General features: G+C 71.0%; 16 protein-coding genes. 4 read left to right on the top strand and 12 right to left on the bottom strand.

Features of this window, described 5'->3' with window-relative positions; translation table 11 throughout:
- Positions 1-30 precede the first annotated feature (30 nt).
- From AB0J40_RS21990 to AB0J40_RS21980, 3 genes are read right to left on the bottom strand one after another with little or no spacing between them, the layout of a single operon-like run.
- The gene (locus tag AB0J40_RS21990; protein WP_364455915.1) at positions 31-1,434 is read right to left on the bottom strand and encodes an LCP family protein; all 1,404 of its coding nucleotides are present in this window, start codon (positions 1,432-1,434) and stop codon (positions 31-33) included.
- Between the two features lie 58 nt (positions 1,435-1,492).
- Positions 1,493-1,621 (bottom strand): hypothetical protein, encoded by a 129-nt coding sequence (locus AB0J40_RS21985; RefSeq protein WP_277875454.1) that lies wholly within the window; start codon positions 1,619-1,621, stop codon positions 1,493-1,495.
- Positions 1,618-2,973, bottom strand: a complete 1,356-nt coding sequence (locus AB0J40_RS21980; protein WP_364455913.1) for an OFA family MFS transporter — start codon at positions 2,971-2,973, stop codon at positions 1,618-1,620. The genes AB0J40_RS21985 and AB0J40_RS21980 overlap by 4 nt, the downstream gene beginning before the upstream one ends.
- A 104-nt stretch (positions 2,974-3,077) precedes the next feature.
- Here AB0J40_RS21980 and fdhD point away from each other — a divergent pair, with 104 nt between their 5' ends.
- Positions 3,078-3,902, top strand: a complete 825-nt coding sequence (gene fdhD, locus AB0J40_RS21975; protein WP_364455911.1) for a formate dehydrogenase accessory sulfurtransferase FdhD — start codon at positions 3,078-3,080, stop codon at positions 3,900-3,902.
- Here fdhD and AB0J40_RS21970 read toward each other — a convergent pair.
- Positions 3,899-5,335, bottom strand: a complete 1,437-nt coding sequence (locus AB0J40_RS21970) for a carotenoid oxygenase family protein (RefSeq protein ID WP_364455909.1) — start codon at positions 5,333-5,335, stop codon at positions 3,899-3,901. The two genes, fdhD and AB0J40_RS21970, sit on opposite strands and share 4 nt — an antisense overlap.
- Before the next feature lie 72 nt (positions 5,336-5,407).
- Here AB0J40_RS21970 and AB0J40_RS21965 point away from each other — a divergent pair, with 72 nt between their 5' ends.
- Both AB0J40_RS21965 and AB0J40_RS21960 read left to right on the top strand, forming a co-directional pair.
- Complete coding sequence (locus tag AB0J40_RS21965) at positions 5,408-6,115, top strand: TetR/AcrR family transcriptional regulator (RefSeq protein ID WP_364455907.1); 708 nt, start codon at positions 5,408-5,410, stop codon at positions 6,113-6,115.
- Positions 6,116-6,233: 118 nt separating this feature from the next.
- Positions 6,234-7,166 carry an alpha/beta hydrolase-fold protein gene (locus AB0J40_RS21960; RefSeq protein WP_364456283.1) on the top strand — a complete coding sequence of 311 codons (933 nt, stop codon included), beginning with the start codon at positions 6,234-6,236 and terminating at the stop codon, positions 7,164-7,166.
- 9 nt (positions 7,167-7,175) lie between these two features.
- Here AB0J40_RS21960 and AB0J40_RS21955 read toward each other — a convergent pair whose 3' ends face one another.
- The 7 genes from AB0J40_RS21955 to AB0J40_RS21925 form a co-directional block, all read right to left on the bottom strand.
- Entirely contained in the window at positions 7,176-8,096 is a 921-nt protein-coding gene (locus tag AB0J40_RS21955) for an anti-sigma factor RsbA family regulatory protein (RefSeq protein ID WP_364455905.1), read from the bottom strand.
- A gap of 42 nt (positions 8,097-8,138) precedes the next feature.
- Entirely contained in the window at positions 8,139-8,546 is a 408-nt protein-coding gene (locus AB0J40_RS21950) for a hypothetical protein (protein ID WP_364455903.1), read from the bottom strand.
- 50 nt (positions 8,547-8,596) lie between these two features.
- Positions 8,597-9,892 (bottom strand): ATP-dependent Clp protease ATP-binding subunit ClpX, encoded by a 1,296-nt coding sequence (gene clpX, locus AB0J40_RS21945; RefSeq protein ID WP_364455901.1) that lies wholly within the window; start codon positions 9,890-9,892, stop codon positions 8,597-8,599.
- Between the two features lie 231 nt (positions 9,893-10,123).
- Positions 10,124-10,777 carry an ATP-dependent Clp protease proteolytic subunit gene (locus AB0J40_RS21940; protein ID WP_364455899.1) on the bottom strand — a complete coding sequence of 218 codons (654 nt, stop codon included), beginning with the start codon at positions 10,775-10,777 and terminating at the stop codon, positions 10,124-10,126.
- Positions 10,778-10,803: 26 nt separating this feature from the next.
- Positions 10,804-11,409, bottom strand: a complete 606-nt coding sequence (locus AB0J40_RS21935) for an ATP-dependent Clp protease proteolytic subunit (protein WP_364455898.1) — start codon at positions 11,407-11,409, stop codon at positions 10,804-10,806.
- A 138-nt stretch (positions 11,410-11,547) separates the two neighbouring features.
- Complete coding sequence (gene tig, locus AB0J40_RS21930; protein WP_364455896.1) at positions 11,548-12,939, bottom strand: trigger factor; 1,392 nt, start codon at positions 12,937-12,939, stop codon at positions 11,548-11,550.
- A gap of 132 nt (positions 12,940-13,071) precedes the next feature.
- On the bottom strand, positions 13,072-13,659 hold the full coding sequence (locus AB0J40_RS21925; protein ID WP_364455894.1) for a TetR family transcriptional regulator: 588 nt from the start codon (positions 13,657-13,659) through the stop codon (positions 13,072-13,074).
- Between the two features lie 138 nt (positions 13,660-13,797).
- Here AB0J40_RS21925 and AB0J40_RS21920 point away from each other — a divergent pair, with 138 nt between their 5' ends.
- Complete coding sequence (locus AB0J40_RS21920; RefSeq protein WP_364455892.1) at positions 13,798-15,888, top strand: fatty acid desaturase; 2,091 nt, start codon at positions 13,798-13,800, stop codon at positions 15,886-15,888.
- A gap of 20 nt (positions 15,889-15,908) precedes the next feature.
- Here the strand turns inward: AB0J40_RS21920 and AB0J40_RS21915 are convergent, their stop codons facing one another.
- Positions 15,909-16,466, bottom strand: a complete 558-nt coding sequence (locus AB0J40_RS21915; RefSeq protein WP_364455890.1) for a hypothetical protein — start codon at positions 16,464-16,466, stop codon at positions 15,909-15,911.
- Positions 16,467-16,535 lie beyond the last annotated feature (69 nt).

Genomic DNA, 16,535 nt, shown 5'->3' with positions numbered 1-16,535 from the left:
TTCCCGATTTTTCGCCGTTCGTGGCGGAAATCAATTCACGCAGACGACGCCGTCGGACGTGATCGGCTCGTCGCCGCCGGCCGGGGCGCCGCCACCGCCGGTCGTGCCCGGTCCGGAGTAGACCGTCCCGAGCACGACCTCGATGTGGCCCGGCGGCACCGCCGCGGACTCCTGCGTCGCCAGCCCGCCCAGCAGCCGCGCGACCTCCGCACCCGGCTTCGCGAGGTCCGCGCCGAAGCGGACCAGGGACGTCCGGCGCGCGCCGGAGTTCCCGGTCGTGCCCTTGGCGAAGCCGTGGTCGCCCAGGAACCCGGACACGCGGGCCGCGAGCCCGCCCTTGGGGCTCGCGTTGGTGACGTCGACGGTGACCGGCGCGGCCGGCGTCGAAGCCGGCGGCGGGGACCCGACCAGGCTCGCCGCGAAGGCCTTCACGGCGGCCGGGTCGACCTGCACCGCCGTGGCGCGCGGGTTGTCGCTGTCGTACCGGTAGTCGCGGTTGACGACCGGGATCGTCTCGAACCGGATCCCGCCGCCGCTGACCCCGCGCATCTGCGCGACGAAGTCGAGCAGGTTCCACGAGTCGTCGAGCACCACCGACCGCTTGACGGCGTCGATGAGGTCGGACAGCTTCCCGGGGTTGGTCAGCGTCCCGGCCGACAGCACCTGCCGGGCCAGCCCGGCGAGGAACACCTGCTGCCGCCGGACGCGGGCGAAGTCGGTGCCCGGGAGCCCGTCGCGCTGCCGGACGAAGGCCAGCGCCTCGGCGCCCTGGACCCGCTGCGGCCCGGCCGGGAAGTCCGCGCCGGAGTTCTTGTCCTTCGTGGCTTCCTTGAGGCAGACGTCGACGCCGCCGACCGCCTTGCTGATCTCGTAGAAGCTGAACAGGTTGACCTCGGCGTAGTGGTCGATCTTGACGCCGGTGAGGTCCTCGACCGCCTGCCGCGTCCCGCGCCGGCCGGCGGTGAGCGCGGCCTTGTTGATCTTGGCCTTGTCGGTCTCCCCCGCGTCGCGCTGCCGCTTGGCTTCGGCGGCCTTCGCGCGCCCGAAGGCGGCGTTGATCTTGCCCTTCCCGCCCGGCATCGAGACGTAGCTGTCGCGCGGGATGGAGAACGCTTTCACGTCGTGGGTCCCGTTGGGGATCCGCAGCACGATCAGGGTGTCGGTGAGGTCGTCGCCGTTGGCACCGGCCCGCAGCTCGCGCAGGACTTCCGGGGGAAGCGGGTTCTCCTGCTGGTCGGTCCGGGAGTCCCGGCCGACGAGCAGGATGTCGAGCGACCCGTCGGCGGGCTGCTCGCCGGGCGCCGTGCCGTCGTCGCCGATCACGCTGTCACGCGTGACGTCGTCGAGGGCGTGGAGGTTCGCGTACCCGTACGCGGTCCCGCACAGGACCGTGAAGGCGAGCCCGGCGACGGCGATCTTCCCCAGTAGGTGCACGCCCTACCGACGCCGCCGGGCCGCCCTCCGCTGCACGGGTGAGGCAGGTCACACGGGCTCAGCCGAAGAGCTGCACCAGCTTCAGGAACAGTTGGTACACGCCGTAGGCGAAGGGCAGGACCACCCACGCCCACGCCAGCACGATCAGCGGCACCCGGTTGGGCTTGGTCGCCGGCTCGGTCATCACGCCTCACTCCTCACGGCCGTGCCCGCGGCGACGGGCTCGTGGTACTTCTCCTTGACCGGGCGGACCAGCTCGTTGGCCACGAAGCCGACCACGAGCAGGCCGATCATGATGTAGAACGACGTCGTGTAGAGGTCGGGGCCGGACTTGCCGGCCGCCTTCTCGCTGTCGGCGATCCGGTTGACGATCAGCGGGCCGAGCACGCCGGCCACCGACCACGCCGTGAGCAGCCTGCCGTGGATCGCGCCGACCTGGTAGGTGCCGAAGAGGTCCTTCAGGTACGCCGGGACGGTCGCGAACCCGCCGCCGTAGAAGGACAGGATCACCATGGCGCACAGGATGAACACGAGCTTCGACGAGTTCTGCGTCAGCGCGATCACCAGGTACAGCACCGCGCCGACGCCGAGGTAGGTGCGGTAGATGTTCTTGCGCCCCACCAGGTCCGAAGTGGACGACCAGACGAACCGGCCGAGCATGTTGCACAGCGACAGCAGCGCGACGAATCCGGCCGCCGCGGCCGTGCCGACCGGCGTCGACGTGCTCTTGAAGAAGTCCACGATCATCGGCGACGCCTTCTCCAGGATGCCGATGCCCGCGGTGACGTTGAAGCAGAGCACGACCCACAGGCACCAGAACTGCGGCGTCTTGATGGCGTTGGCCGCCGAGACGTTCGCCGTGCTGATCATCGCCCGGCCGTGGTCGGTCCTGGGCTCCCAGCCCGCCGGCTTCCAGTCGTCGGCGGGCACCCGCACGAGCAGCCAGCCCATCGACATGAACACCGCGTAGACGATGCCGTGGACCAGGAACGCCGTCGCGATGGTGCCCGCGGTGGGCGCGGTGCCGAGCATCGACGACGACCACGGCGAGGCGATCAGCGCGCCGCCGCCGAAGCCCATGATCGCGATGCCGGTGGCCATGCCCGGCCGGTCCGGGAACCACTTGATGAGCGTGGACACCGGCGAGATGTAGCCGATGCCGAGCCCGATGCCGCCGATTCCGCCGTAGCCGACGACCACCAGCCAGAACTGGCCGGTCGCGACGCCGAGGGCGGAGATGAGGAACCCGCTGGCGAAGCAGCACATCGACACGAACATCGCCCAGCGCGGGCCGTTCTTCTCGACGAGGGTCCCGCCGAACGCGGCGGACAGGCCGAGCATGACGATGCCCAGCTGGAACGGCAGCGAGCTCTGCGTCCCGTTGAGGTGCATCGTCTTCTCGAGCGGGGTCTTGAAGACGCTCCACGCGTAGGCCTGCCCGATCGACAGGTGTACCGAAAGGGCCGCCGGCGGCACCAGCCAGCGCGTCCAGCCTGGGGGTGCCACGATCCGGGAACGGTCCAGGAAGCCGAGAGCCATCGGAACCCTCTCCTAGAGTGGGGATGATGGTGGGAATGTATTACTAAATACCCGGTGTTGCACCATGCGGGTGTCAAACTTTCCGGCGGCGAAGGGTGTGGGTCATGGGCAGGGTGACCGTGCGCAGGCCGGTGCGGCGGATCTCCGCGACCGGCGACCGCCGGCGCCCCGACGCGCTGGCCGCCGAAGAACCCCTGGAGCTGCGCGTCGGCGGCAAAGCGCTGGCCGTCACGATGCGCACGCCGGGGCACGACGTCGAGCTGGCCCACGGCTTCCTGCTGTCCGAAGGGGTGATCGGCGGCCGGGAGGACATCGCCGTCGCCCGCTACTGCGACGGCGTCGACGACCAGGGCCGCAACACCTACAACGTCCTCGACATCGCGCTGGCCGACGGCGTGCCGCCGCCGGACACCGGGGTCGAGCGCAACTTTTACACGACGTCCTCGTGCGGGGTCTGCGGCAAGGCGGCGCTCGACGCCGTGAAGCTGCGCACCCGCTTCTCCCCCGCCTCGGCCGCCTTCGCGGTGAAGAGCGAAACGCTGTCCGCGCTGCCCGACGCGTTGCGCGCCCGCCAGAAGGTGTTCGCCAGCACCGGCGGCCTGCACGCGGCGGCGCTGTTCACCCCGGACGGCTCGCTCGCCGTCGTCCGCGAGGACGTCGGACGGCACAACGCAGTGGACAAGGTGCTGGGCTGGGCGGTGCTGGAAGGTCACGTGCCGGCGCCCGGACACGGCCTGCTCGTGTCCGGGCGCGCGTCGTTCGAACTGGTGCAGAAGGCCGCGATGGCGGGGATCGGGTTGCTGGCCGCGGTGTCCGCGCCGTCGTCGCTGGCGGTCGAGCTGGCGGAGGAGAACGGCATGACCCTGATCGGTTTCCTCCGCGGCGACTCGATGAACCTCTACACCGGCGACCACCGCCTGCTGACCTAGGCTTCGACCCAGTTGCCGTGGAAGCCGTTGGGCACGCGGTCCGGCAGGTGGATCGCCGCGACGGTCTCCAGGGTCTCCGCGTCCAGCAACGTCAGGTCGCTGCGCTGGGTCGCCGGGTCGAAGACGAAGCCCATCAGGACGCCGTCGTCCTCGGCCGCGTCCTCATGGGACGGTACGAACACGAACTCGCCCGGCTGCCGTCCCGCGCCGAACACGCGCTCCTGGCGCGAGCCGGTCACGAAGTCGTGCTTGAACAGTGAGCCACCCGGCTCCGCGCCGCCGTCGGCCGACATCGCGTAGCCGTAGCGGTGCCGCCGGCCGACGAGCCGTTCGTCCACGCGCGGGAACTCCTGGCCGCGGTCGTCGAGGCGCTCCTCGAGGACCTTGCCCGCGGTCAGGTCGACCGTCCAGCGGTCCAGCGTCGGGCCGCCCTCGTCCGGGCCGTGCAGCTCGCGGTCGAACATCCGGGGGTGGCGGACGACGTCGAGCACGATCGAGTCGCCGTCGTCGTAGGCGTTGAGCGGGTGGAAGACGTAGCACGGCTCGACCTCGAACCAGCGGACGTCGCCGTTGCCGCCCTCGCGCGGCATGACGCCGATCCGCGCCGGGTACTTCGGGTCCCAGCGGTACGGCAGGCCGCCGTTCGCGCCGATCTTGCGGGTCATCATCGCCGTCACCGGGTCCGGCACGCGGACCTTGCCGACCATGGCCGACACGACCAGCTTGGCCGGCGTCCGCAGCGCGCTCGGCACGCTGGCGGCCACCGCCATCTCGGCGTTGAACGTCACCGGCAGGTCGTAGAACACGACGTGCTTCTCGGTCAGGGAGAAGTCGTGCATCATCGGCGACCCGGTGACCTCGACGTCGACCGTGCGCCGCGCGCGGCCCTGCGCGTCGATTACCGAGTACTGGACCTTGTTGCCCATGCCGAAGAAGTACGAGACGGCGTGCAGCTCACCGGTGCGCGGGTCGCGCTTGGGGTGGGCGGTGTAGCCGCCGGGCAGGGTGCCGTCGAAGTCGCACCGACCGACGGTGTCGAGCTCGTCGGTCAGCTCGTAGATCGGCGCGCCCGCCTCGACCAGGGCGAGCGTCTTGCCCGCGTGGCCGATCACGTTGGTGTTGGCGCCCAGCGCGTCCAGCCCGCAGAAGCGGCTCGCGTCCGCGCCGTCCAGCGTCGCCGCGACGGCCGGGTTGCGCACCCACCGGTTGCGGTACCACTCGGCCCTGCCGTCGCGCAGGCGCACGCCGTGGACCATGCCGTCGCCCATGAACCAGTGGTAGGCCGCCGGGTCCACTTCGGACAGCGGGTTGGGCCCGTTGCGCAGGTAGCGGCCGTCGAGGAAGTCCGGGATCGCCCCCGTGACGGCCAGCTCGGTGATCGTGTGCTCCCGGCTCACCGGGGCGAAGTTGCCTTCGAGGAACTTGTTGCCCATGCCGACCCCTCCAGAGTTGCCATAACGCGGTTATGAGTCCATTTATAACAGGGTTATGAGATACTGGCAAGCATGAGCCCCAAACCGCGCGCGAACGACGTCAAGGAGCGGCTCGTCGCGGCCGCCATCCGGCTGCTCGACGAGGGCGGCCCCGAAGCCCTGCAGGCCCGCAAGCTGGCCGCGGAGGTCGGCGTCTCGACGATGGCCGTGTACACGCACTTCGGGGGCATGGCCGCGCTGGTCGACGAGGTCGCGCGCACGGGGTTCGTCCGGCTCAGCGCGTGGCTGGCCGAAGTCGGCGAGACCGACGACCCGGTGGCCGACATCTTCAGCCTCGCCCGCACCTACCGGCAGGCGGTCGCCGAGCAGCCGCAGCTGTTCGCGGTGACGTTCGGCCAGGCGGCACCCGGCGGCAAGCGCGCGACGCTGTCCGACCTCACCACCGAGGAGGGCCGCGAAGCCGCGCAGGAGGGCTTGGAGGCCTTCGACCACATCGTCCGGGCGACCGAGCGGGCCATCGAGGCCGGCCGGTTCCGGCCCGCGGACAAGTACCAGGCCGCCGCGCAGCTGTGGAGCGCACTGCACGGCTTCGTCACGCTGGAGGCTTCCGGCCACTTCGGAGCCGCCGAGCAGGGCATCGACCACATTTTGATACCCCTGGGGATCACCCTCGCGGTGGGTCTCGGGGACACTGTGGAGCAGGCGGAACGCTCGACCGAAGCCGCGAAGGCGGCTTGGCGCGCGAGAAACCGAAACGCCGGGCAGGGTGGAAACGACTAACCCGGCGAGCGGGGACGCGAGGGGAACGCGGAGCGGGTGCGCGGCGTCCCAAGGAACAGCAGGCGGGGGACGGAGACAGGTGAACGACGAAAACGGGGAGCGACCTCCGGGCGAGCCCTTGATCCCGGAGACGGTCGGCGCGGCCGCGGTCCGGGACGCGCGGCGGTGGCTGTCGCGCCGGTCCGTGCTGATCGCGGGGGCGTCCGGGCTGGCCGTCACCGGCCTGGCCGTCGGCACCGCCACCGGCAAGCTGCCGTTCAGCCAGGCCCTGCAGCGCACGCTGGGCGTGACGTCGTCGAACCCGACGACCCAGCTGGGCAGTACCCGCGTCGAGCGCGTCTACTCCCAGGCCCGGGGCCGGATGGTCGACCTGGTGTTCATCCTGCCGTCGAAGACCCCGCCGAAGGGGCTGCCGATGTCGCTGATGCTGCACGGGCTGCACGGCAACGCCCGCAGCGCGGCCCCCACCGGCACGCTCAAGCAGCTCGCCAGCGACGTCGCCCGCAAGGCGGTCCCGGCGTTCGGCTTCGTGGCCGTCGACGGCGGCGACAACTACTGGCACGAGGTGCACCCGGGCGACGACCCGATGGCAATGCTGCTGGAGGAGGTCCCGCAGTGGCTGCGCGCGCGGGGTTTCGGCGGCGACACCGGGCAGCCGTTCGCGTGCACGGGCGTCTCGATGGGCGGGTTCGGCGCACTGGTGTACACCCGCCGCCGGGTGGAGCGGCGCCAGCCGCCGGCCGCGGTCGCGACGCTGGCCCCGGCGCTGATCCTGTCCTGGCAGGAGATGGCCAAGCGGCACATCTTCACCGGCCTGAACGACTGGACGGCCCTGGACCCGCTGCGCCACATCGACGAGACGAAGAGCGTGCCGAACGCCATCTACTGCGGCACCGAGGACCCGTTCATCACGGGCGTCCGCCGCTACATCGACGCGGCCCACCCGGCGGTCGCCCACACGGCCCACGGCAAGCACGGCGACCCGTTCAACCGGACGGTCGTCCCCAGCATGATCAGCTTCCTCGGCAAGCACGTCCCCCGCAAGGACTGACCCCGGGGCTCAGCGGCCGAAGTGGACCCGGGTCGTCGTGCGGCCCGGGACCCAGTACGTGCGGACCAGGTCCGCCAGCCGGTTCACCAGCAGCAGGCCGCGGCCGCCCAGCGTGGTCGCCGACGGCGGGATGCGGCCGGCCAGCGGGTCGGTGATCGTGCCCGCGTCCGTCACCTCCGCGACCACCTGCGCCTCTTCCGGCCACAGCCGCAGGACGCCGGTGCCGCCGCCGTACAGCACGCTGTTCGTGATCAGCTCGGCGATCGCCAGCGCGAAGTCGTCGCGCCGGGGGCGGCGCAGGCCGTGGCGGGCGGCCCAGATCTCGGCGAACCCGCGCAGCGACGCCAGCTGCCCGATGTCGAACGCGCGCTCGACCACGCCCACCGGCGGTACCAGCGGCCGTCTGAACTCCGCGCGCACGCCGTCGGGGTCGAAGCGCGGACTGGTGAACGGTCCCGCCAGGCCCCACACCTCGGGGTGGGTGCGCTCGGCGTCGGCCAGCACCGACGCGGGCAGCGCCGCGACGTCGTACGGGCAGAGGACCGCCAGGTCGCGGCCCGCGAAAGCGTTGTTGATCAGCGCCTCGTGCTCCACGCAGGCCGGGTACTCGTCGTCGGTGCGGCCGGCCCAGATCGGCTCGCCCACGATCCGCACCGGGCCGTCGTGCCCCGCCGCGAAGGCGTGCAGCACCGACGGCAGGATGGCGCCGGGGTTGCGGCCCGCGCGGGTCATGTCGATCAGCCGGACTTCGCCCGCCCGGTCCTCCAGTGCCTTTTCGATGAGCAGCAGGTTGCGCCCGGGAACGGCGACGGCAACGGGTTCGCCCCGGTCGAGACCTTCGAGGAGGTACGGAACGACACCGTCCAGGTACTCGGTGTCACCGCGGTAGAAGAGTGCGGGATGCCGGAACGGTCTGAGGGCATCTACCACGGAACTGGCTTACCCAAGGACAGGCGAACTCAAACGCCGGTACTACTCGACCCAGCGGCCGACGACCGAGATCAGCCAGAAGCCGACCATGGCCGCGATGGCGAACAGCAGCACCCAGTTGCCCAGCGCGCGCCGGTCGGTCACGCCACGGGCCCGCCAGAGGCCGTAACCGGCCACGAGGAACAGGGGCACCGGGATCAGCGGCAAGGGCGACAGCCGGGACACCACGGCCACGACGCACGTGCCCGTGCACACGGCCAGCACGCCCATCAGCACCCGGTTCAGCCACGGGTACCGCTCGACCACGGACGCGATGACGCGTTCGCTCAGCTCGCGGAACCCGAGGACCGGGCCGGCGGCCGCCGGCGCGGGCTCCGGGGGCGGCGGTGCCTGCACGCCACCGGCGGGGGCGGCGCCCCCGCCGGTGACCGGCACAGAGTCTGCAGTCATTCAGCTTTCCTGTCGGGTCTCCGGGCCGGCCGGCCCGGAGACGCCCGGCCTCAGGCCGACTTCTCGCCGCGCTCGCTGCGCGTGCGCCGCGTCGGCTGCCGGGCGACGATCGTCGGGTTCACGTTCTCCCGGACGGTCTGCTCGGTGATCACGACCTTCGCCACGTCGTCGCGGCTCGGGATGTCGTACATCACCGGCTGGAGCACCTCTTCCATGATGGCGCGCAGCCCGCGGGCACCGGTCCCGCGCAGGACCGCCTGGTCGGCGATGGCCTCGAGCGCGGTCTTGGTGAACTCGAGCTCGACGTTGTCCATCTCGAAGAGCTTCTTGTACTGCTTCACCAGGGCGTTGCGCGGCTGGGTCAGGATGTTGACCAGCGAGTCCTTGTCCAGGTGGTTCACCGTCGCCACGACCGGGAGGCGGCCGATGAACTCCGGGATCAGCCCGAACTTGATCAGGTCCTCGGGCATGGTGTCGGAGAAGACGTCGCTCTCCTCGATCTCGGACTTGGTGCGGATCTCCGCGCCGAAGCCGAGCCCGCGCTTGCCGACCCGCTCGTTGATGATCTTCTCCAGCCCGGCGAACGCGCCGGCCACGATGAACAGCACGTTCGTCGTGTCGATCTGGATGAACTCCTGGTGCGGGTGCTTGCGGCCGCCCTGCGGCGGCACCGAGGCGGTGGTGCCCTCGAGGATCTTCAGCAGGGCCTGCTGCACGCCCTCACCGGAGACGTCCCGCGTGATCGACGGGTTTTCGCTCTTCCGGGCGATCTTGTCGACCTCGTCGATGTAGATGATCCCGGTCTCGGCCCGCTTGACGTCGTAGTCCGCCGCCTGGATGAGCTTGAGCAGGATGTTCTCGACGTCCTCGCCGACGTACCCGGCTTCGGTCAGCGCCGTGGCGTCCGCGATCGCGAACGGCACGTTCAGCAGCTTCGCCAGCGTCTGCGCGAGGTAGGTCTTGCCGCACCCGGTGGGGCCGAGCATCAGGATGTTCGACTTGGCGAGCTCGACCGACTCCTCCTTGGAGTCCTTCGGCCCGGCCTTGTCGTCCGCCTGAATCCGCTTGTAGTGGTTGTAGACCGCTACCGCGAGCGTCCGCTTGGCGTCGTCCTGGCCGATGATGTACTGCTCGAGGAACTCGTGAATGTCGGCGGGCTTGGGCAGCTCGTCGAGCTTGACGTCGCCGGCCTCGGCCAGCTCCTCCTCGATGATCTCATTGCAGAGGTCGATGCACTCATCGCAGATGTAGACCCCGGGGCCGGCAATGAGCTTCTTCACCTGCTTCTGGCTCTTCCCGCAGAAAGAACACTTCAGCAGGTCTCCGCCGTCACCGATCCGTGCCATGGCCGTTGACCTCGTCCCCTCCGGCGCGCGGTCGGCGCGCCTGACGTGTGTTGCGACGGTGCGACCCGGCGGTCACGGACGACCGAGCGGAGCCTCACGCATTGCCACTGACGGTACCCGTCCGATGCCGTGGGCGGGAACACCCACAGGCGCCGGGAGCACGTCAGAGGACGACCCTAAACCAGAGTGCCGGTGTATGTCGTCTCCTCGACACACACCGGCCTGGCGGATCTACAGAGCCGACGCCTTCCGGTACGGCAGCACCTCGTCGATGATGCCGTACGCTTTGGCCTCCTCGGCCGTCAGGATCTTGTCGCGCTCGATGTCGGCCCGGATCTGGTCCGGGTCCTTGTTCGTGTGCTTGGCCAGGATGACCTCCATCTGGCGCCGCACCCGCTGGATCTCGTTCGCCTGGATCTCCAGGTCGGAGACCTGGCCGTAGGTGCCCTCGGTGGCGGGCTGGTGGATCAGCACGCGCGAGTTCGGCAGCGCGTAGCGCTTGCCCGGCGTGCCGGCCGACAGCAGCACCGCGGCGGCCGAGGCGGCCTGGCCGAGGCAGTACGTCTGGATGTCCGGGCGGACGAACTGCATGGTGTCGTAGATCGCCATCAGCGAGGTGAAGGAGCCACCCGGCGAGTTGATGTAGACCAGGATGTCGCGGTCCGGGTCCTCGTGCTCGAGGTGCAGCAGCTGGGCCATCACGTCGTTGGCCGACGCGTCGTCCACCTGCACGCCGAGGAAGATGACCCGCTCTTCGTACAGCTTGTTGTACGGGTTCGACTCCTTGACGCCGTAGCTGGTCCGCTCCACGTACGACGGCAGGATGTACCGCGACTGGGGCGTGCTCGGGGCCTGGAAGTCACCCGGGAGCCGGAAGTTGCTCATGATCGAGTCTCCTGTGTGCTTCGCGCTCAGTTCGAGCCCGGACGGGCGATGTCGGCGGTGAGGACGTGGTCCACGAACCCGTAGTCCTTCGCCTCCTGCGCGGTGAACCAGCGGTCGCGGTCCCCGTCCTTGATGATCTGCTCGACCGTCTGGCCGGTCTGGTCCGCGGTGATCCGGGCCAGCTCCTGCTTCCACTTGTTGAACAGGTCGGCCTGGATCGCGATGTCCGACGCCGTGCCGCCGACACCCGCCGACGGCTGGTGCATCAGGATGCGCGCGTGCGGCAGCGCGTAGCGCTTGCCCGGCGTGCCCGAGGAGAGCAGGAACTGCCCCATCGAGGCCGCCATGCCCATCGCGTAGGTCGCGACGTCCGGGCGGATGAGCTGCATGGTGTCGTAGATCGCGAACCCGGCGGTGACCGAACCGCCCGGCGAGTTGATGTAGAAGCGGATGTCGGACTCGGCGTCGTCGGCGTCGAGCAGCAACAGCTGCGCGGTGATCCGGTTGGCGACCTCGTCGTTGACCTCGGAACCGAGGACGACGATGCGCTCCTGGAGCAACCGCTCGAACACCGAGTCGGTGAGGTTGAGCCCTGCGGTGCCGGTCCGCGCCTCGGGCGTGTGCTGCGTCACGTCTGCCTGCCTTTTCGCCGGCGGCGGCCCGGTGCTGACGGCCGCCGCTGTCGTTTCAGATGCTTGAGATCTTGTATCCGACCCTAACGAACTCGGGCGGTGCAGAATGCCTGACACCGCCCAAGTTCGCTCACAGCTTCACTCCGCCGGAGTCTTCGCCGCCTCCTCGGTGACCTGCGTCTCCTGGGTTGCCTCGTCGGCGGCCGGCTCGTCGGAGCCGAACAGCTCGGAGAGGTCCACCTCGGCGCCGGAGCCGTCGGTGACGGTCGCCTTCCGGACCACGGAGGCGAGGGCCTTGCCGCGCCGGACGTCGGCGTAGATCGCGGTCAGCTGGCCGGACTGCTGGGCGCGCTGGACGTACTCGTCCGGGCTGATCCCGAAGCGCTGGGCCTGGTAGATGATCCGCTCGGTCAGCTCGCCGTCGTTGACCGACACCTCTTCCTTGTCGGCGATGGTGTCCAGCAGCAGCTGCGTGCGGACGGCCTTCTCCGACTCGGTGCGGGTCTCGGCGTCGAACTCCTCGAGCGTGCGGCCTTCGGCCTCGAGGGCCTGCGCGAACTGGGCCTCGTCGTGGTCGAACGGGTGGATCGCGTCGTGCTTGCGGTTCTCGATCTCGGCGTCGAGGACCTTCTCCGGGATCGGCACCTCGGTGCGCTCCAGGAGCTCGTCGAGCACCTTGTCGCGGGCCTGGACGCCCTGCTGCATCTTCTTGACGCGGCCGAGGCGCTCGCGCAGGTCGTTCTTGAGCTCTTCGATCGTGTCGAACTCGCTGGCCATCTGGGCGAACTCGTCGTCGGCCTCGGGCAGCTCGCGCTGCTTGACCGACTGGATCGTGACGGTCACCTCGGCGTCCTTGCCGGCGTGCTCACCGGCGACGAGCTGGGTGGTGAAGGTCTTCGTGTCGCCGGCGTTCGCGCCGACGATCGCCTCGTCGATGCCGTCGACGAGCTGGCCGGAGCCGATCTCGTAGGACAGCCCGGTGGTGCTCGCCTCCTCGACGGCCTGGCCGTCGACGGTGGCGGACAGGTCGATCGAGACGAAGTCGCCGGTCTCGGCCGGGCGCTCGACGCCGGTCAGCGTGCCGAAGCGGGCGCGCAGCTCGTCGAGCTGCTCGTCGACCTCGGCGTCGGTCAGCTCGACGTCGTCGACGGTGACCGCGAAGCCGTCCAGGTCGGGCAGCTCGATCTCCGGGCGCACGTCGACCTCGGCGGTGAACTCGAGGACGTCGCGGTCCTCGAGCTTGGTCACGTCGAACTCGGGGTTGCCGAGCGTGCGGACCTCGTTCTCGCGAACGGCCTCGATGTACTTGGCCGGGATGGCCTCGTTGACGACCTCGTCGAGCACCGGGCCGCGCCCGATCCGGCTTTCCAGGACGCGAGCGGGCGCCTTGCCGGGCCGGAAGCCCGGGATGCGCACCTGCTGGGCGATCTTGCGGTAGGCGCGGTCGAAGTTCGGCTTGAGCTCGTCGAACGGCACCTCGACATTGATCTTGACTCGCGTCGGGCTGAGCTGCTCGACGGTGCTCTTCAAGGTCTTCTCCTCGAGCGGTAACGATTGTGTAGGACAATCCTGCGGAAATGGCCCCTGGTCACCTGCAGACCGGGACGTCCGAGTCTAGGCCAGTGGCCCGCGCCGCCGGGGCGGGGGCCACCTGCGGCGTCGCTAAGCGAGCATCCGGCCGATCACCCAGCGCATCTGACCCACCGCGTGCTCGGCCGAGCCGCTGGGCTGCACCAGGTGGGAGAGCAGCAGCCGCATCCACGCCTCGACCGCCACGGCCCACTCCGACGCCGTCAGCCGGACGCCCGGGTACCTGCGGGCGAAGACCGCGGCGACCGCGTCGACGGCCCGTTCGATGACGGCTTCGGGCTGGGAGGTGAGCAGCGGGAGAAAGTCGTCGCGGCCGCCCTGCTGGCCGCCGAGCGCGATCTCCAGCAGCGGGTTGGCGCGGGCCGCCTCGAGGGTGTGCCGGAACGCGGCCGTCACGCCGCCGACCGGGTCGCCCGGGTGCGCCGCGACGTCGTCGGTCACGCGGGCCACGAAGCGGTCGGTCTCGCGCAGCATCAGCGCCTTGGCGAGCTCGGCCTTCGAGCCCAGTTCGTTGTAGACGGTCTGCCTGCTCACGCCGACCCGTCCGGCCAGCTTGCCCATCGTCACGGCGGCCCAGCCGTCGGCTTCGATGACGTCGGCCGCCGCGGCCAGCAGCTTCTCCCGGGTCCGCGCCGGCGCCGGGTGGGTGACCGCGTTCACACGGCGAGCTTACCCGCGGGTTGCCTCCCGCTGGCCGACACCTTTTTTCGGGCTCTGCTGTAACGTTTACAAACCCCGCTGAGTTGTCTACGGTGACTCCCGCCTCGCCAGGAGCTTCTCGACCGAGGAGACCGCTCGATGCCCGTCGCCCTCACCCAGCAGCACGGCCCCGCCGTCGTGGCGACCGGTGAGACGACCACCCGTGGCGTGCCCGCCCCGCGGATCAGCCTGCCCGCCGTCTCGGTGCCGGCGCTCCTGCTCTTCGCCGGCGGCCTGGCGCTGGGGATCACCTCGACGTGGCTGCTGGTGGCGGGGCTCGTGCCGCCGGTGGTCACCGTGGTGCTGAACACCCTCGTCACCTTCGCCATGTACACGGTGGTGCACGAGTCGGCCCACCACTCGGCGGGGAAGCTGACCTGGGTCAACGAGGTGCTCGGCCGGCTGGCGGTCCCGTTCGTCGCGGCGTACGCGTCGTTCCCCTCGCTGCGGTTCGCCCACGGCGAGCACCACCGCCACACGAACGCCTCGGTGCCCGCCGACCCGGACGCCTGGACCTCGCGGGGCCCGCGCTGGCAGCTGCCGCTGCGCTGGCTGACCCTCGACTTCGCGTACGCGCGCTGCTATTTCTCCCGGCTGCGGTCCCGGCCCACCCACGAGCTGACCGAGACGCTCGTGGTGCTCACCGCGGCACTGTCGGCGGCGGTGGCGCTGGTCGCGGCCGGGCACGGCGTCGAGCTGCTGCTGGTCTACCTGCTGCCGCAGCGGCTCGGCATGGGCCTGCTGGCGTGGTCGTTCGCCTGGCTGCCGCACCACGGCCTGCCCGCCGCGGGGCCGGCGGGCCGGTTCGGCACCACCCGCGTGCGCGTCGGCCTCGACTGGCTGCTGACGCCGGTGCTGCTGGCCCAGAACCTGCACCTGGTGCACCACCTGCACCCCGCCGTCCCGTTCCACCGGTACCGCCGGGTCTGGCTGGAGAACCGCGAGGCCTACCTGGCCCGCGACGTCCCGATCCGCACCGCCGGCGGCCGGGACCTGACCGCGGCCGAGTACCGGGCGGCGGCCGGTCTCGACGGCGCTCCGGAGGTGTCCGTGCCCGCACCGGCCCCGCCGCCGCTCGGGCCGAGCCGGTTCCACCGGCTGCGGGTCCGCGAGATCCGGCCGCTGACCGCGGACGCCGTCGCGATCACCTTCTACGTCCCGCCGCAGCTGGCGGAGGAGTTCCGGTTCACGCCGGGCCAGCACGTCGCGGTCCGCGCGGTGCTCGACGGGCAGCCGGTGCGCCGGACGTACTCGATCTGCGCCCCGGCGGACGCGGGCGAGCTGCGGATCGCGGTGAAGCGGCGGCCGGGCGGCGCGTTCTCCGGCTTCGCGACCACGACGCTCGCCGTCGGCGACTTCCTGGACGTCCTGCCGCCGTCGGGAGGGTTCACGCTCACACCGGACCCGTCCCGGACCGCGCACTACGTCGCGCTGGCCGCGGGCAGCGGCATCACGCCGGTGCTGTCCATCGTGGTCAGCGCGCTGTCGGCGGAGCCGCACAGTCGCGCGACGTTGTTGTACGTCAACACTTCCGGCGCGACGACGCTGTTCGCGAAGGAGCTGAGCGCGCTCGCCGAGGGGTTCGGCGGGCGGCTGCACGTCGTCCACTACCGGACCGACGAGCGCGACCCGGACCTGCACGCGCACCGGCCCCGCCAGTTCGACACGCTCGGCGAGGCGCTGGCGATTTCCCACGAGCGCTACCAGCGCGGCCGCCTCGACGGGACGCGGCTGCGGGCGCTGCTGCAGAACCGCCTGCACCCGGCGAAGGTCGACGAGTGGTTCCTGTGCGGCCCGCGCGGCCTGATGGACCTGGTCCGCCGCACGCTGGCCGACGCGGACGTCCCGGAGGAGAACGTCCACTTCGAACTGTTCCGCGGCGCGGCACCCCCGCGCGACCCGGCGGGCATCGCGGCGAAGGTGGCGGTGACGCTGGGCGGGACGACGACGTGCGTCGACACCGACGCCGGCGAAACGGTGCTGGACGCGGCGATGCGCGCGGGGTTCGAGGTGCCGTACTCGTGCACGGGCGGCGCGTGCGGGACGTGCCGGGCGACGCTGCGGCACGGTCAGGTGGAGATGGACGTCCGCTACGCGCTGACGGAGGACGACGTCGCGGCGAATCGCATCCTGACGTGCCGGGCGCGGGCGACGACCCCGGAGGTGGCGGTCGACTACGACCGCCGCTGACCCCGGGGCCACCGCGCCGGTCAGCCGGTCGGGGTGGGGGCGCCCGACGGCGGGGTTCCCTGGCCGCCGCCCGGCAGCTGGCCCCCGGAGGCGCCGTCCGTCACCGACGTCGCCGTCGCCGACGAGCCCGATTCCGTGGCCACCACCGTCACCGTGTCGCCCGTTGCCAGGCCCGTCGCCTGGTCCGACGTGATCGTGTACGTCTTCGAGAACCCGTCCTCGCTCTTCGCCGTCAGCGACGTCGCGCTCAGCGCCGTCACCTCTCCGGTCTGGGTGATCTTCGTGACGTAGCCGCCGTTTCCGTCCGAGGCCACGTACTCCCCGTGCAGCGCCGAACCCAAGCCGGTCATCCCGCCCGGCCCGCCCGGCATGCCGCCCGGGCCGGTGGCCGAATCCGTCGACGCGGACGACGACGAAGCCGCCCAGATCGCCGCTCCCCCGCCGGCCACGATCGCCACCGCGACGGCGCCCGCCGCGATCTTCCTGCCCGGTGACCAGGCCGGCCGCCGCGGGGTGCCCGGTGCGGGCGCCGCGCCCCACGTCTGGTCCGGAGTGGACGGTGCCTGCGGTGTCGTCATTCGGTGCTCCTTAACGAGGTGTGCGATCCACGGTGGCGGCGCCCGCTGTGCGCGCACTGTGCCTGCCGT

Source organism: Amycolatopsis sp. NPDC049691 (genome assembly GCF_040675005.1).
Taxonomy (GTDB): Bacteria; Actinomycetota; Actinomycetes; order Mycobacteriales; family Pseudonocardiaceae; genus Amycolatopsis.
This window is presented reverse-complemented; position numbering and strand designations above follow the sequence as displayed.

Coding starts and splice junctions, on each gene's coding strand:
- AB0J40_RS21950 (WP_364455903.1), bottom strand. CDS start 8,546: ATGACTGCAGACTCTGTGCCGGTCACCGGCGGGGGCGCCGCCCCCGCC.
- AB0J40_RS21920 (WP_364455892.1), top strand. CDS start 13,798: ATGCCCGTCGCCCTCACCCAGCAGCACGGCCCCGCCGTCGTGGCGACC.
- fdhD (WP_364455911.1), top strand. CDS start 3,078: ATGGGCAGGGTGACCGTGCGCAGGCCGGTGCGGCGGATCTCCGCGACC.
- clpX (WP_364455901.1), bottom strand. CDS start 9,892: ATGGCACGGATCGGTGACGGCGGAGACCTGCTGAAGTGTTCTTTCTGC.
- AB0J40_RS21940 (WP_364455899.1), bottom strand. CDS start 10,777: ATGAGCAACTTCCGGCTCCCGGGTGACTTCCAGGCCCCGAGCACGCCC.
- AB0J40_RS21915 (WP_364455890.1), bottom strand. CDS start 16,466: ATGACGACACCGCAGGCACCGTCCACTCCGGACCAGACGTGGGGCGCG.
- AB0J40_RS21965 (WP_364455907.1), top strand. CDS start 5,408: ATGAGCCCCAAACCGCGCGCGAACGACGTCAAGGAGCGGCTCGTCGCG.
- AB0J40_RS21970 (WP_364455909.1), bottom strand. CDS start 5,335: ATGGGCAACAAGTTCCTCGAAGGCAACTTCGCCCCGGTGAGCCGGGAG.
- AB0J40_RS21980 (WP_364455913.1), bottom strand. CDS start 2,973: ATGGCTCTCGGCTTCCTGGACCGTTCCCGGATCGTGGCACCCCCAGGC.